Genomic DNA, 15,325 nt, shown 5'->3' with positions numbered 1-15,325 from the left:
AGGATCATTCAGGGTCATTCGCGGTGTGATCTTTCATCATATGTAAGAAATAGGCCCTTACACAGCGTAGTTCCAGAATATGACATGTGTCAATATAAGATTGAGAACGATGGCTCCTTACCCTAACAAAAGAGCCTCCATCAGAATGGAAGCTCCTTTAATTTATATTCGATATTCATCTGTTCATACCATGCGTTTAGTCCGGTCCAGAGCTGCTCGCAGAGTTCATAGACATGATCGATTTGGAGAAGCTGTCCGCGCATGACCAACTGTGCCAGCTCGTCATAACCGGAAGGTCGGGATGGGAGGGTAAGGGATTCCTCCAACGTCCGGGCCCTAGTATGATAAAAGGTTCGGTTGGCAAGCCCAATCAGCTTGGCCGTCTGCCAGGTCAGGTCCTTAGCGCCAAGCGGGAGATAGTTTAGGTTCCCGGACTGGACGTTGTTTCGGATTTTGCCCATCGTTTCGTAGGGCTCCCAAATCATGAATTCCCGCATCGTTTCTTTGATCGCCTCGTCCGAAACTTCAAGGGGCAGCTTCCGAATCTCGGCGAGCAGGTTCCCCAGATCGTAGATTTCCTGCAGGTGTACATAGGCGCCGGCTTTAATTGCCCAGGAGTCATCCACTGACGCGGCAGCCTTGAAGATGTCCTGTTTCTGTTTCATTCCGATTTCGATTTTGAATGGGGGATATATGAATTCGTATCCGGGCAGGGAGACTCCGTCCTGCGTAACAACCCGAAGCTCAATGTCCGAGTAAGGGCCATCCATTCCTTGCGCAATCGAACCGTACAGGCCGATGGCCAGAATGTCATCGCCGTGCAAGTGAAGCAGCCGGTCTTTGATGTGATGAATGATGTTCATTTTCTCTTCTCTGGTCGTAGCCGCAGGATAAGATAGCATAAAGAAATCCCCTCCGAAGAAAGTTAGTTATCTATATTATAGTATAAATAGAACGGGTGCATTAGGGGGTGACGGGTTTTTGAAGTTTAAGAGCGTTCTAACCGGGTTCGTCTTGGCGACGGTGATTGGTTGTTCTGGATTAAGCAAGATAGCTGTGCCTGAGGATCTGCTGGCGGAAGAAGATGAATTACGAATTCATTATTTCTACGAGGATGCAAATGCCGCGAAAGGGCCGAATGAGCAGACGCATGTTGCATGGTGGAGTGAAGAGGTCCGTATGTCCGATGCCGATCGAGAGGTTTTGCAGGCTGCCATGTTGCATAATGTAAGGGACGAGACCGGCAGGCAAAGGGCGGATGCTATAGGACTAGCCAGATTTCCGATTATTGTATTGGTGAATGATAAGGAAATCGTCTTGAAAACGGATGACTTAGATGATGTTATAGATTTTCTTAAAAAGAACAGGCAGGGATCATAATATTCCAATTCCCTTACCCCATATTATGGTAGTATATCCTTGCGGAGTGTGCAGGAGCTGCCGCATCCGCAGCCAATCTATAGCTGAGGTGAGAAGAGATGAGTAAAGCTGAGCAGAGTAGAGGTAAGACCAAGCAGGAATTGGACCGGGTTGTATTCATTGGCCGCACGTTTGAAGAGTACGCGCACATGTTTGATTTGAAGATGCCGGAGCTTGCCGGTAAAAGGGTGCTGGATTGCCCTTCCGGCGCGTGTTCGTTCACCGCTCACGGTTCGAAGCAGGGTCTCGATATAACGGCAAGCGATATTGCTTATGATCACAAACCGGATGATCTGGAGGCCAAGGGACTGCGGGATATCGGGCATGCCATGGAAACGATGGAGCAGGCAAAAAGCAATTATGTCTGGGATTATTACGGGGATGTGGAGGGGCTCCGCCGGCATCGCGAGCAAGCGCTCCGCGATTGCGTTAGGGATATGCGGGAGTTTCCGGATCGCTATGTCGCTGCGGTACTGCCGGAGCTGCCTTTTGATAACGAACAGTTTCACCTGGTGCTGTCCGCCCATTTTCTGTTCATGTACAGCGACCGATTGGACTATGACTTTCATGTCCAGACGGTTCGGGAGCTGCTGCGAGTGGCCTCGGAAGAGGTGCGCATCTTCCCGTTGACCGATTTATCGGGGAGCCGCTACGTCCATTTGGACCGTCTGATTCATGAGCTGGAGGCAGAAGGCTTGCGGGTAGCGGAAGTTAAAGTACCCTATGAGTTTATGAAGAACGGCAATTCGCTGCTAAGCATTCGCAAGATATAGAAGCTTGAGAAGGCAAGAAGCGAGGAAGCCGGCAATGTGCCGGCTTCCTTTTTTTCTGGGGATGGTGATTGTAGCCAGAGCAGCAGGATCTGTCGTATTCATTGATCCCATGTATGCTTCAATCCTACAGGAGCACGGAGAATGGTATTCATGGTGGGAAGGACAAATGACAAAAACTCAATATTGATATGATGAAGTTGTTTGCTATAATGTGTTCAACAGAGAGGGGGCGTGAAGGTGGGCGGTCGGGTGTTAACGTAAACCCCGATGCCCATGAACCTATGGCACATGACCAACCACTAACGAAAGAAGCTATATTAGATGCGGCTGAGCAGACGCTTCGGCGTTATGGCCCAGACAAAACTTCGGTTGTCGATGTGGCCAAAGCGCTGCAGGTGAGCCACGGCTCGCTGTATCGGCATTTTCCCAGCAAGGCCGCTCTCAGAGAAGCCGTCACGGAGCGGTGGCTGCAGCGGATTGCGGAGCCGCTGCAGATCATTGCAGACGGGACGGACGGCAGCGCCACCGATCGCTTGCGGTTATGGACGGATACCCTGATCCGGGCTAAGCGGACTTACGTTCTCGAGGATCCCGAGATGTTTGCCATGTACGCGTCCGTGACGCTGGAAGCTGTCAAGATCATTGATACGCATGTGAATTTGTTAGTCGGGCAGATCGCCCAGATCATGGATCAAGGGATGCGAGCCGGTGAATTCAAGCCAGGCCAGCCGGAATCGGCGGCGAAGGCTTTTTTCATGGCCACCTCCTTGTTTCACCATCCAGCCCATGCCTATCAATGGACTTCGGATGGGATCGAAGCCGCCTTTGAGTCGGTGTGGACGTTATTGTTGGCCGGGATTTCGATGAACGGTTAGCGGGAATAGGGATACGGCCAACCGCCGTCATCAGAATGCGGCAGGGCACTTTGGGAGCTAGCATGAAGAGATCATTCCTTATGTAAAAAAGATGCTATTCTTGGCGATACTCGCATGGGATAGCGTCTTTTTTGTTTTGGTTCGTTTACGAATGACAAAATTATAAATCTGTCACTTGTAATTTGTTATTGGGCGACATATAATCAAATTACTAATAATAAGAAGTTGCAAATCAGAACATCGATCTGGGGCAATAATCGTGTATCTCAATTCATATGCGGGAGGTTTTATCATGACAAAGGGCTTATCGGGCAAGGTAGCAATCGTAACGGGAGCATCGAGAGGCATCGGGCGTGAAATTGCAGAGAGACTTGCGGAGAACGGAGCCAAGGTTGTCGTAAACTATGCAAGCAGTCCGGCTAAAGCCGAGGAAGTGGTGGGCCGCATTAAGCAGGGCGGCGGCGAAGCACGGGCCATTCAAGCCGATATTAGTCAGGTAGCGGAGGTCGAACGGCTGTTTCGTGAAACGATCGAAGCCTATGGCGGAATCGATATCCTCGTGAACAATGCCGGCATCATGACCACCAAGCCGATTGCGGCCATGACGGAGGAGGATTTCGATCAGCAGTTTGCGATTAACGTGAAGGGGACTTATTTTGCGATCCAACAGGCTTTTCATCATATGAATTCGGGCGGTCGCATTATCAATTTCTCGACGTCGGTCGCTGGGCAGATGTTCCCGACTTACAGCGTGTATGCAGGGACGAAGGGAGCTGTGGAGCAGTTTACGCGTCAGCTGGCCAAGGAATTCGGGCCTAAAGGGATCACGATTAACGCAGTGGCGCCCGGGCCGGTTAATACGGAGCTATTTACCGTTGGCAAATCGGAGGAACAGATTGCGGGGATTGTCAAAATGAATGCCTTCGGACGTCTGGGGGAAACGGATGATATTGCAGGTGTCGTGCTGTTCCTGGCCAGCGAAGAGTCGAAATGGATCACGGGTCAAACGCTGCGGGTGAACGGCGGGTTTGTATAATATCGCCTCTATCTCTATGGGAAAAAATAAAAATGCACCGGGATTCCGGTGCATTTTTGAAATGCGGCAGGCCACGCCGATGCGTCATAATGCCTGCAACATATTCTTGTACCCAAGGATTTTTCTTTAGAGAGCGCTATTTCCCTCAAGCCCCTCAAGCCCCTTCAAGGCACCCTTAATCCAGGTCCTTCCACTTCAGGTCCAGCGTCGGAGGCGTGTAGCTGTCCATGAGCTCTAACAGCTTGAGCGGATCATCGGACATGTTGATCAGGTTCAAGTGAGAGGAGTTGGAGAAGCCCTCGGTAATGCTGTACTGAATCAGCTTCATGAACGGTTCGAAATAATCGCGGATACTGAGCAGCCCGATCGGCTTCTGATGAATGCCGATTTGCGACCAGCACAGCACCTCGAACAATTCCTCATAGGTTCCAAAACCGCCCGGCATGGCAATAAACCCGTCGGCCAGCTTGCCCATCGTCGCTTTGCGTTCATGCATATCGGCTACTTCAATGAGCTGGGTCAGCTCGGTATGTACGATTTCCCCCTTGAACAGCCCTCTCGGCATGACCCCGATCACTTCGCCGCCATTTTGCAATACGGCGTTGGCTACTTCACCCATCAATCCGATGTTGGAGCCGCCGTACACTAATTTGTATTGGTTGTGGGCAATATGCCTGCCAAGTTCGGCCGCTTTTGCTTTATAGTCCGGATGCTCGCCCATGTTCGATCCTGCAAATACGCATATGGATTTCAATTTGCACACTCCTTACCCAGATGTTGATATTTCGTTCGAGTAATTATACTATATATAGTGATTTATGTCATGGAATGCTCGGCATATCCTTTCGGCGCCGACATGGCACCTTTTTATTTTATGGCATGCATGTTCGTTTTATCATGGATTTAATCTCGGATTGTGTAAAAAGAAGGATGCAGTCATCCCAAGAAATCGCGGAGGTAACACACGTCATGGATATGAATGAAGCGCAGCAATGGATTAAACAGTTCTACGGTGAAAGAGGCTGGGCCGGGTACGGTCCCTTTATCCGGGTTGGATTTTTGATGGAGGAAGCAGGGGAAACGGCGCGCGCCGTACGCGCTTATGAGATCGGCAGGGACCGCCCCGATGAGGAGGTTCAGTCGAGGGAACGGCTCAAGCAGGATCTGGTCGAGGAGATCGGCGACGTGCTCGGCAACATTTCGCTGCTGGCGGATCTCTATGATATTTCGCTGGAAGAAGCGTTTACGGCGCATCAGCAGAAGCTGTTGAAACGGTTTGGTTCTTAAAGGGGACAGGCTAGTGCCTGTTCCCATTCAGTTGTGGTAGTCCTTCGGAATGCTTTATAGGCGAAGGATGCTGCAGGCGCAAAACTTATGAAGTAAAAGGCTGCTCCAGGTTCCCAGACCTTTTGGAGCAGCCTTTTTTTGAATATGATAAATCGTTATGAAATCCTAGGATACCAACACCTTGCGGAATTCCTGCGTCAGCAGCGGGACGACATCGAACAGATCGCCGACGATGCCGTAATCGGCAACTTTAAAGATGGGCGCCTCCGGGTCCTTATTGATGGCAATGATGACCCGGGATTGGCTCATACCCGCCAAATGCTGGATCGCGCCGCTGATGCCGCAGGCAATATAGATCTCGGGCGTGACGACTTTGCCGGTCTGCCCGATCTGGAGCGCGTAATCGCAGTAGCCGGCATCGCAGGCGCCGCGCGATGCGCCGACCGCCCCGCCGAGCAGGTCGGCGAGCTCCTCCAGCGGCTTAAAGCCGTCCGCGCTCTTCACGCCGCGCCCGCCGGAGATGACGATTTTGGCTTCCGATAGGTCGATTTTTCCCGTGGTTTTGCGGACAACGTCCTTTATCACGGAGCGCAGGGAAGGAGCCGGGTAAGCGATGTCCTCAATGCCGGCGCTGGCGCCTTCGATGGCTTCCGCGGCGGGAATATTGTTCGGTCGAACCGTGACCACCCACGGTCCGTTCTGAAAGACGCGTTTCTCAAAGGCTTTACCCGCATAGAGCGGACGCGTGAATACCGCTTCTCCGCCTTCGTTGTGAATGGCGGTGACGTCGGAAATCTGTCCGGCATTCAAGGAAGCGGCCACCAGCGGTGCCAAGTCGCGGCCGATGGCCGTATGTCCGAAGAGGACGGCATCGGGCTGTGCCTGACGGATTACCGCTTCGATGGCGGCCATATAAGCTTCGGGATTATAGCTCTCCAGATCCTCATGCTCGACGGTATAGATGGTATCGGCACCATAGCCGTTCAGGGCCGATACGGCCTCCGTAATGTTGGAGCCCGCAACCAGAATACGGATGCTGTCGCCATCTTCCGCAATTAAACGGGCAGCGCCAAGCGTCTCGAGAGCAACCTGACGCAGCTTCCCATCCCGGTTCTCGGCATACACTAATATCGTTTTGCTCATATCATAACCTCCTAAGATCCATTTGGGGTTGAAAGTAAAGAGAGTTTTACGATGTCGGCCAGCCTGAGCGTCCAGAGCGAATGCGGGTCATTCCTACAATCGCTGCTGCCCCCGATTTCCAAGACGCATTAAGCGAAAAGCGTGCATGACGGACATCCCGTAAACCATACAATCAGAATACATAAGGCACGATGGCAGGGGCTCTGCCGCTGCCATGTAACCGCATTCAACAATGAGAATCGAAGGAATTCACAGGTTCAATTTGTCCTTTTATTAAATCACTTTCGACTGCGTCCGCAGCAAGGATACCAGCTCATGCGCCACTTCGGCAGGCTCCCCCTTCAGAATGCGCCCGGCGCTTCGCTCCGGCGGCAAGGACAGCTCGCTTTGCTTCGTTGCCGGCTGAATATCGGGTTCGGATAACCCGAGATCATCCAGGCTCAGCGTCTGAAAAGGCTTCTTCTTGGCCTTCATGATGCCCGGCAGCGACGGATAACGGGGTTCGTTCAATCCCTGCTGTGCGGTGAAGATGGCCGGCAGCTGGACTTCAAGCACTTCCAGATCGCCTTCCGCATCCCGGTGCACTTCAGCGGTGGTCCCGTTCAGCGTAAGTTTGGTAATGGAGCCGGTGTGCGAAATGCCGAGAAGCTGTGCCAGGCGGATGGCCACTTGGCCCGAGCCGCGGTCCACGGAGAAGTTGCCGCCGAGGATCAGATCCGGGCTTTCCTTGGACAAATACGCATGCAGCACCTTTGATACCGCATATTCATCGTCCGGAATCCGTTCGTCGGAGATCAGCACCGCATCGTCCGCCCCCATCGCAAGGGCGGTCCGAAGGGCTTCTGCCGTACGGTCGGGTCCGACCGACAGGAGCGTCACGCTGCCGCCGTGGTCATCCCGAAGCTTCACGGCTTCTTCTACCGCATATTCGTCATACGGATTGATGACGAATTTCACCCCATCCTCGGCAATCGATCCGTTCTCAATCGTGATTTTTTCCTCCGTGTCAAAGGTCTGTTTAAGCAATACGACAATCTTCATCGGTTAAACTCTCCCTTCAATATGAATATCAGCAGGACTTATTGTCCGCCGGAAACACCGCTCAGAAAAAAGCTTAGCGTCTCATCCGCTTGATCGGACAACGAATATTTACGGCCGGAGATCAGCCAAGAGGTTACCGCTTCGTCCATCGCACCAAAAATCAGGTTGCGGACCAGCTTGACGTTCAGATCGGAACGGAATTTCTGTTCTTGGATGCCCTGTTCCAGGATATTCTCGATCAGTACGATATATGGCTTGAGCGCGCTGCCGATTTCCTTGCGCAGCTCCAAATCGCTCTGCCGCAGCTCAATCTGCGTGACATATGCAAGTTCGGGATTGCTCTCCAGCTCAGAGAAATGGATGCTGCACACCGTCCGCAGCGCTTCCACGGCGTCCGTGGTTCCTTCCACGCTTTCGTGGAATTTGCCGACCAGCTCCCCAAGCTTTTCTTGGAACAGGCGGATCAGGATATCCTCCTTCCTCTTAAAGTACAGATAGATGGTGCCGTCGGCCACGCCGGCAGCCTTGGCGATCTTGGATACCTGGGACCGGTGATAGCCGTTTTCGGCAAAAACTTTCAGGGCGCCCTGGAGGATCAGGTGGTATTTTTCATTTTTTTTACTTGTCATATGCTCACCCCGGTGTTAGAATACAGTTAAAATTATGAATGAATACTCATTCATTTCTTGTATCCATCATAAAATACGTTCATGTCATTGTCAACGATGGGTTATCGATGACGCGTAAAATGAATGAAGCAGACCTGGAAGAGCAGCAGAATAAGGCGTTCATATCAGAGCAATAGACGGCAGTTTAACCGGAAGAAACGAATAGCTGGGTATCCGAAAGGCAAGTACACAAATAGGATGTAGCGTTGTACAGATGAAGAGATGCAGCTAGCAGTCATGATGTTCGGTTTAGAGTGGTCGGCACGGCACGATGTGGAGGTCTTATTTTTGTCTCTATAATGAAAGCGCTTCATATATTGCCCCAATCTTGACACAATGACGAGCCGGTTTTGGAAGGAGTGACAGGAGCTGTAGAATTGGACGCTGCAGAGACGAAATGAAGGGTGTTGAAGAAGGATCTTTTAACGCAAGGGGCTGAGAGGGATGATTCCAACATTAATCAACGCGCTGCTCTTTGTCTTGATCACGGGCTGGGCAGTGTACATGTTCGCCACCGTGGTGTATCGCCGTTACCTGTATATCCGTTTGGGCAAGCCGGCGAATCTGAAGAAGGATCTGAAGGAGCGCCTGAGCCAGTTCGCCATCCAGGTGTTCGGACAGAGCAAGCTGTTTAAGGACCGCAAGAGCGGCATCATGCACTTTATCGTGTTTTACGGATTTATCATTTTGCAGTTCGGGGCGCTCGATATCATCTGGAAAGGGCTATCGGGTCACAGCTTGCCGATTCCGGGCCATGCGGGCTTCATCCTCATGCAGGAGATTACGGTTGCGCTGATTCTGCTGGCCATCGGTTATGCGGCATATCGCCGCTATGGCGAGAAGCTGAAACGGCTCAAGCGAGGATGGAAGCCAAGCATTGTCGTGTTTTTCATCACCACGCTGATGGCTTCGGTGCTGCTGACGATGGCCTTTGAACGGCTCATGGAAAGTCTGGCATGGTCGGCCATGGCACCGATCTCCTCGAGTATCGCGGCCGCGTTTGCCTGGATGCCGCCGGTGGCTGTAACGGTGTGTTATTACGTATTCTGGTGGCTTCACCTGTTGATTCTGCTGTCTTTCCTTATTTATGTGCCGCAATCGAAGCATTTTCACCTTATTACGGCGCCGATCAACATTCTGGTTCGTCGCACGGATCCCCCGGGCAAGCTCAGCAAGCTTGACTTGGAGGATGAAGAAGCCGAGGAGTTCGGGGTAGGCAAAATCGAGGACTTCACGCAGAAACAGATGCTGGATTTCTATGCCTGCGTTGAATGCGGACGATGCACCAACGTGTGCCCGGCCTCGAACACGGGCAAGCTGCTGTCGCCGATGCACATGATCGTGAAGCTGAGGGATCATCTCACGGAAAAAGGTGCCGCGCTCACCTCCAAATCGGCGTGGATGCCTGCTTCCGTGTTTGGGTCGCCGGGCGTCCACTCCATGGGCGCAACGGATTTGGCGCTTGTCGGCTGGAAGGGCGAGGGCATCACCGACATCGGACCGACGATGGATGTGCAGAAGCGTTCCTGGCACCAAGTCGAGGGCGTAGACCCGAAGGATATTCAATTGATCGGCGGCGTCATGACCGAGGAAGAGATTTGGGCGTGCACGACCTGCCGCAACTGCGAGGATCAGTGTCCGGTCGCAAATGAGCATGTCGACAAAATCGTGGATCTCCGGCGACATCTCGTTCTGATGGAGGGCAGCGTGCCGCAGGAAGGCCAGCGAGCCATGCAAAACATCGAACGACAAGGCAACCCTTGGGGAATCAGCCGCGCGGACCGGAGCAAGTGGGTGAAGGAGGTTGACCCGGAAGGGACATTGGATCTGAAGATCCCGACCGTGAAGGAAAATCCGGACTTCGACATTCTGTTCTTTGTCGGTTCCATGGGTTCCTACGACAATCGCAGCCGCAAGATCACCCGAGCCTTCGTCCGGCTCATGAATGAAGCGGGCGTCAACTTCGCCATTCTCGGCAACGAGGAGAAGAACTCGGGCGACACTCCGCGCCGGATGGGCAATGAATTTCTGTTCCAGCAGTTGTGCATGGAGAACATCGAGACGTTTCAGAAATACGATGTGAAACGAATCGTCACGGCTTGCCCGCATACCTTCAATATTTTCAAGAACGAATATCCGGAATTTGGACTGGAGGCTGAGGTCGTCCACCATACGGAGCTGCTGGATCAACTGGTGAAGGAAGGGCGTCTTAAGCCCAAGTATCAGGTTCAGGAGAAAATCACCTATCATGACTCCTGCTACCTGGGACGGTATAACGACGTATACGATCAGCCGCGCAGCGTGCTTCGCGCCATTCCCGGCGTCGAGCTGCTGGAGATGGAGCGGAATCGCGAGAACGGGATGTGCTGCGGCGCCGGCGGCGGTCAGATGTGGATGGAGGAGGACGCAGGCAAGCGCGTGAACCTGGCGCGTACCGAGCAGGCGCTGGCCGTATCTCCGACGATGATCAGCTCCGCCTGTCCGTTCTGCCTGACGATGCTGGAGGACGGCACGAAGCTGAAGGAAGTGGAAGAAAGCGTGAAAACGCGAGATATTGCGGAAATTCTGGAGTTATCCGTATTCGGTCTATCCGAAATCCATGAACAGGAGGTCGTTGTGCAATGAGTAATACCATTACCAAAGAAGCCGTCAGCGGTTCCGGGGTCGCAAGTCGAAACATCACTAAAGCCGCCGTGATCGGCTCGGGCGTCATGGGATCGGGGATCGCCGCCCATCTTGCCAACGCAGGCATTCCCTGCCTGCTGCTCGACATCGTTCCGAATTCCTTGACCGCCGAGGAGGAGAAGGCCGGCCTGACGCTGGATCATCCGAAGGTACGAAACAGGCTTGCCGCCAAAGCGATTGCGGCTCTGCCTAAATCAAGCACCGCTCCGCTCTACAGCGCTGATTTTGCGGGCCGGATCACGCCGGGAAACACCGAGGACCATCTAAGCCTGTTGAAGGATGTGGACTGGATCATCGAGGTGGTTACGGAACGCCTGGAAATCAAAAAGAGCATCTTCAAGCAGATTGAAGGCGTGCGTAAGGAAGGATCGATCGTCAGCACGAACACCTCGGGCATTTCCGTCAATGCGATGGTCGAAGACTGCAGCGAGGAATTCCGCAGCCACTTCCTGGGGACGCATTTCTTCAATCCGCCGCGTCATATGAAGCTGCTGGAGATTATTCCGGGCTTTGATACCGATCCGGACATTACGAAGTTCATGGTTGAATTTTGCACGAAGCGCCTTGGGAAAGGGGTTGTGCTTGCGAAGGACACGCCGAATTTCATCTCGAACCGGATCGGCACCTACGGACTTCTGGTCACGCTGCAGGAGATGGTGAAAAACAGCTATACCGTGGAGGAAGTAGATGCGGCCACGGGTCCCGTTCTGGGACGTCCAAAGAGCGCCACCTTCCGCACGCTGGATCTGGTAGGCATCGATACGTTTGTCCATGTGGCCAGAAACGTGTACGACTCCGTACCGGACGGCGAGGAGAAAGACGTGTTCACGGTGCCTGACGTCATGAATGAGCTTGTCGCTCGCGGCTGGACCGGGGAAAAGGGTGGCCAGGGCTTCTATAAAAAAGTAAAAGGCGATCAAGGCAGCAAAATCCTATCGCTCAATCTGTCCACGATGGAGTACAATCCGAGCGCCAAAGTGAGCTCCGCTTCCATCGAAGCCGCCAAAGCGGTAAAGGGAGCCAAGCGGAAGATCAAGGCTTTCCTGGGAACGCAGGATCGTTACTCGGAGCTGGCCTGGAATGTATTGAAGCAAGTGCTCGTCTATGCGGCCGGCAAGCTGGGAGAGATCGCGGATTCCATCCAGGACATCGACAACGCGATGAAATGGGGCTTCAACTGGGAGCTCGGTCCCTTCGAGACCTGGGATCTGATCGGACTGCCGGAATCCGTGCAGCGCATGGAAGCAGAGGGCGTGACCGTCCCGGCGTGGGTGAAGGAGTGGGTTGCCGCAGGCAACAAGTCCTTCTATCAAGAGAAGGACGGCGAGGTGTTCCATTATTTCAAAGGCGAGTATAAAGGCGTTGAGGTTCAGCCTGAGCTGATCTCGCTGCAAGCGCTCAAATCGCAAAACCGGATCATCCGCTCAAATACGGGGGCGAATCTGATTGATATTGGGGATGGCGTTGCGTGCCTTGAATTCACTTCGCCGAACAACGCGATCGGCGCCGATATTCTGGTCATGATTCAGCAGAGCGTGGAAGAGGTCAGGGCCAATTACCGCGGACTGGTGCTGGCGAACGAAGGCCGGAACTTCTGCGTCGGCGCCAACCTGATGCTCATGCTGATGGAAGCGCAGAGCGGCGACTGGGATGAGGTGGATTACATCATCCGTCTGTTCCAGGGCAGCATGATGAAGCTGAAGGGGCTGGAGAAGCCGGTTGTGGCCGCGCCTCACCGGATGACGCTGGGCGGCGGCGTGGAGGCGTGTCTGCCGGCGGACCGGATCATCTTCTCGGCGGAGACCTATTTCGGCCTGGTGGAGACGGGGGTCGGTCTGATACCGGCAGGCGGCGGCTGCAAAGAGCTGGCGCTGATGACCAGCAACCGCCATCCCGACAAGGACAGCGACCTCCAGCCGGAGATCAACAAAATCTTCGAGATGGTGGCGATGGCCAAGGCATCGACCAGCGGACATGAAGCCATCCGCATGGGGTATGGACGCAGCGGGGATACGGTGGTCATGAATCAGGATTACCGGATCCATGAAGCGAAGCAGGCCGTGTTAGCGATGGACCGGGCGGGTTATGTCCCGCCGCAGCCGGGCAAAGCCCGCGTTGTCGGCCGCGATGGCCGGGCCGTGCTCCAAATGGGCGCGATCGACATGAAGCGAAGCGGCTATATCAGCGATCACGATCTGTTGATCGCGAAGAAGCTGGCGCATATCCTGACGGGCGGCGACGTCCCTGCGGGAACGGTCGTGAGCGAGCAGCATCTGCTCGACCTGGAGCGAGAAGCGTTCCTCAGCCTGCTCGGGGAGGCCAAGACCCAGCAGCGCATGCAGCATATGCTGGCAAAAGGCAAGCCGCTGCGGAATTAAGGCGATTCAGCTTGGACTGTACTTCCTTGGCAATTTTGAGCGTCTTGCCTTCCGGTCTCTCCTTGCCTGCGGCATCTTGAAAAGCAATCAGGACATGACGAACGATAATGTTGGTATAGTCCTTAAAGCTTCACAGCTAACAGATCAGCTATCGTCCGCAACGTGCGATTTGCCAAATCAAACGTGCATACGGTACATGCGGCAAACTGTCCGCACTGCTGGATGTTTGGGTGATGGCGGCTCTTTAATCAGTTCCACCCGTTACGTACTCATTTCAAGGCCGATGAAAGGCCAGCAATCATATCGGTATTGGATCCAACCATTTCTAGTTGATGAGGTGAATGGCATGAGAGAAGCAGTCATAGTATCCCTTGCTCGCACCCCGGTGGGGAAGGCGAAGAAGGGCAGTTTTGCCCAGACGCGCGTAGAGGATCTCGGCAAAGCCGTACTGGAAGCCGTCATTGAGCGTGCGCCGGGCCTGAAAAAGGAGGACGTCGAGGACATTATCCTCGGCTGCGCGATGCCGGAAGGCGAGCAGGGCCTTAACGTTGCGCGGATTATTTCCTTGTATGCGGGTTATCCGGTCACGGTGCCGGCCTTGACCGTCAATCGCTTCTGTTCGTCCGGACTTCAGGCGATCGCTTTTGCTGCGGAACGCATTATGCTCGGCCATGCCGAGGTCATCGTCGCCGGCGGCGTCGAGAGCATGAGCCATGTGCCGATGACCGGCTTCAAGCCGGCACCGCATCCGACGATCGTCGAAGAGATGTCGGAGGTTTACATCGGCATGGGCCATACGGCGGAGGAGGTAGCACGCCGCTTCGGCATCACCCGCGAGGCGCAGGATGCCTTCGCGGCCAGCAGCCACCGCAAGGCCGCAGCCGCTATCTCCGAAGGCAAGTTCCGGGACGAGATCGTACCGGTGAACGTAACGCTGGCTGCTGCCGATGAGCAGGGCAAAGTGCGCAGCAAAACCTTAGCCATCGATACGGATGAAGGAGTTCGGCCGGACACAACACCGGATGTGCTGGCCAGACTGAAGCCGGCCTTTGCCCTCGGCGGCTCGGTTACCGCGGGCAACGCGTCGCAGACGAGCGACGGCGCGGCGGCGGTAGCCGTCATGAGCCGCGAGAAAGCCGAGGAGCTGGGCCTTACCCCGCTGGCTACCTTCAAATCGTTTGCTCTGGCCGGCGTGGAGCCGGAGATTATGGGCGTCGGCCCCGTCGAAGCGATCCCGAAGGCGCTGCGCATGGCGGGCATCGAGCTGGATCAGGTGGATGTGTTCGAGATTAACGAAGCGTTCGCTTCGCAATGCCTCCACATCATCCGCGCGCTGGGGATCGACGAGAGCAAGGTCAACGTCAACGGCGGCGCCATTGCACTCGGCCATCCGCTCGGCTGCACCGGCGCCAAGCTGACCGTCAGCCTCGTCTCCGAGCTCGCCCGCCGCGGCGGCGGCTACGGCGTCGTGAGCATGTGCATCGGTGGCGGAATGGGCGCAGCGGGAGTGTTCGAGGTGCACGCCGCTGGGGCGTAATTGCCTCTTCCGAAGGAGTCGTAACTCGTTCGTTATTGAAATAAAAACCAATCCTGTCAGTTGTCAGGCCCAGGGAAGCAGCCTCCTTCTTGACTGGGGGAGAGCTGGAACAAGTCCCAAGGAGGGAAATGTGGCCAGCCAAGATCACCAGGGTCGACGACCAATCCAAGCATGCCCCGGACCACGCATCGTGCGCACGGGGAGCAGTGCGCACGATGTACCCGTGTCCGCTCCGTACACGACCGGACACGGCACCACTCACTCCAACCACAGGGGAGTGCAAGGATTGCCGGAGGCAGGGGTTTGAACTTAGGGGATTAACTAGTTTGAAGCTAACCCAGCGGAGAGGGCGGAATTGTACTGGATAAGCGGCAGCGGTCGCCTTTGAGTTTGGATTTCTACTATAGATAGATCCATTCCCCGAAATCCAAACTCAACAGCGATCGGAAGTACAATCCGCACGCGGAGCGCCAATATTGCGCC

General features: G+C 54.3%; 13 protein-coding genes. 8 read left to right on the top strand and 5 right to left on the bottom strand.

What is annotated here, in order from left to right; genetic code table 11:
* Positions 1-140: 140 nt before the first annotated feature.
* The gene (locus JNUCC32_RS23810; protein WP_192570060.1) at positions 141-902 is read right to left on the bottom strand and encodes a kanamycin nucleotidyltransferase C-terminal domain-containing protein; all 762 of its coding nucleotides are present in this window, start codon (positions 900-902) and stop codon (positions 141-143) included.
* A 79-nt stretch (positions 903-981) separates the two neighbouring features.
* Between JNUCC32_RS23810 and JNUCC32_RS23805 the strand changes: the two genes are divergently transcribed.
* The 4 genes from JNUCC32_RS23805 (at position 982) to JNUCC32_RS23790 (ending at position 4,103) form a co-directional block, all read left to right on the top strand.
* Complete coding sequence (locus JNUCC32_RS23805; RefSeq protein ID WP_096774912.1) at positions 982-1,380, top strand: hypothetical protein; 399 nt, start codon at positions 982-984, stop codon at positions 1,378-1,380.
* A gap of 98 nt (positions 1,381-1,478) precedes the next feature.
* The gene (locus tag JNUCC32_RS23800) at positions 1,479-2,192 is read left to right on the top strand and encodes an SAM-dependent methyltransferase (RefSeq protein ID WP_192570059.1); all 714 of its coding nucleotides are present in this window, start codon (positions 1,479-1,481) and stop codon (positions 2,190-2,192) included.
* A 281-nt stretch (positions 2,193-2,473) separates the two neighbouring features.
* Complete coding sequence (locus JNUCC32_RS23795; RefSeq protein WP_192570058.1) at positions 2,474-3,067, top strand: TetR/AcrR family transcriptional regulator; 594 nt, start codon at positions 2,474-2,476, stop codon at positions 3,065-3,067.
* 292 nt (positions 3,068-3,359) lie between these two features.
* Complete coding sequence (locus JNUCC32_RS23790; RefSeq protein ID WP_192570057.1) at positions 3,360-4,103, top strand: SDR family oxidoreductase; 744 nt, start codon at positions 3,360-3,362, stop codon at positions 4,101-4,103.
* A 175-nt stretch (positions 4,104-4,278) separates the two neighbouring features.
* Here the strand turns inward: JNUCC32_RS23790 and JNUCC32_RS23785 are convergent, their stop codons facing one another.
* Positions 4,279-4,857, bottom strand: coding sequence for an LOG family protein (locus tag JNUCC32_RS23785; RefSeq protein WP_012818487.1), 579 nt, complete (start codon positions 4,855-4,857; stop codon positions 4,279-4,281).
* A 215-nt stretch (positions 4,858-5,072) separates the two neighbouring features.
* Between JNUCC32_RS23785 and JNUCC32_RS23780 the strand changes: the two genes are divergently transcribed.
* Complete coding sequence (locus tag JNUCC32_RS23780) at positions 5,073-5,390, top strand: MazG nucleotide pyrophosphohydrolase domain-containing protein (RefSeq protein WP_192570056.1); 318 nt, start codon at positions 5,073-5,075, stop codon at positions 5,388-5,390.
* Between the two features lie 165 nt (positions 5,391-5,555).
* On the opposite strand, the gene JNUCC32_RS23775 is transcribed toward JNUCC32_RS23780, so the two are convergent.
* From JNUCC32_RS23775 to JNUCC32_RS23765, 3 genes are all read right to left on the bottom strand, one after another.
* On the bottom strand, positions 5,556-6,533 hold the full coding sequence (locus tag JNUCC32_RS23775) for an electron transfer flavoprotein subunit alpha/FixB family protein (protein WP_192570055.1): 978 nt from the start codon (positions 6,531-6,533) through the stop codon (positions 5,556-5,558).
* Between the two features lie 273 nt (positions 6,534-6,806).
* A complete protein-coding gene (locus JNUCC32_RS23770) occupies positions 6,807-7,574 on the bottom strand; it encodes an electron transfer flavoprotein subunit beta/FixA family protein (RefSeq protein WP_192570054.1) in 768 nt (255 codons plus the stop codon).
* Positions 7,575-7,612: 38 nt separating this feature from the next.
* Positions 7,613-8,203, bottom strand: coding sequence for a fatty acid metabolism transcriptional regulator FadR (locus JNUCC32_RS23765; protein WP_009590197.1), 591 nt, complete (start codon positions 8,201-8,203; stop codon positions 7,613-7,615).
* A 483-nt stretch (positions 8,204-8,686) separates the two neighbouring features.
* Between JNUCC32_RS23765 and JNUCC32_RS23760 the strand changes: the two genes are divergently transcribed.
* The 3 genes from JNUCC32_RS23760 (at position 8,687) to JNUCC32_RS23750 (ending at position 14,842) form a co-directional block, all read left to right on the top strand.
* Positions 8,687-10,867 (top strand): (Fe-S)-binding protein, encoded by a 2,181-nt coding sequence (locus tag JNUCC32_RS23760; RefSeq protein ID WP_192570053.1) that lies wholly within the window; start codon positions 8,687-8,689, stop codon positions 10,865-10,867.
* On the top strand, positions 10,864-13,305 hold the full coding sequence (locus tag JNUCC32_RS23755; protein WP_192570052.1) for a 3-hydroxyacyl-CoA dehydrogenase/enoyl-CoA hydratase family protein: 2,442 nt from the start codon (positions 10,864-10,866) through the stop codon (positions 13,303-13,305). The genes JNUCC32_RS23760 and JNUCC32_RS23755 overlap by 4 nt, the downstream gene beginning before the upstream one ends.
* Before the next feature lie 346 nt (positions 13,306-13,651).
* Complete coding sequence (locus JNUCC32_RS23750) at positions 13,652-14,842, top strand: acetyl-CoA C-acyltransferase (protein ID WP_012818493.1); 1,191 nt, start codon at positions 13,652-13,654, stop codon at positions 14,840-14,842.
* Positions 14,843-15,325: the final 483 nt, after the last annotated feature.

This window comes from Paenibacillus sp. JNUCC32, from assembly GCF_014863545.1.
In the GTDB taxonomy this organism is placed as follows: domain Bacteria; phylum Bacillota; class Bacilli; order Paenibacillales; family Paenibacillaceae; genus Paenibacillus_AQ; species Paenibacillus_AQ lautus_A.
The sequence above is the reverse complement of the archived record's forward strand: the minus strand, read 5'-3'. Positions and strand labels throughout refer to the sequence as shown.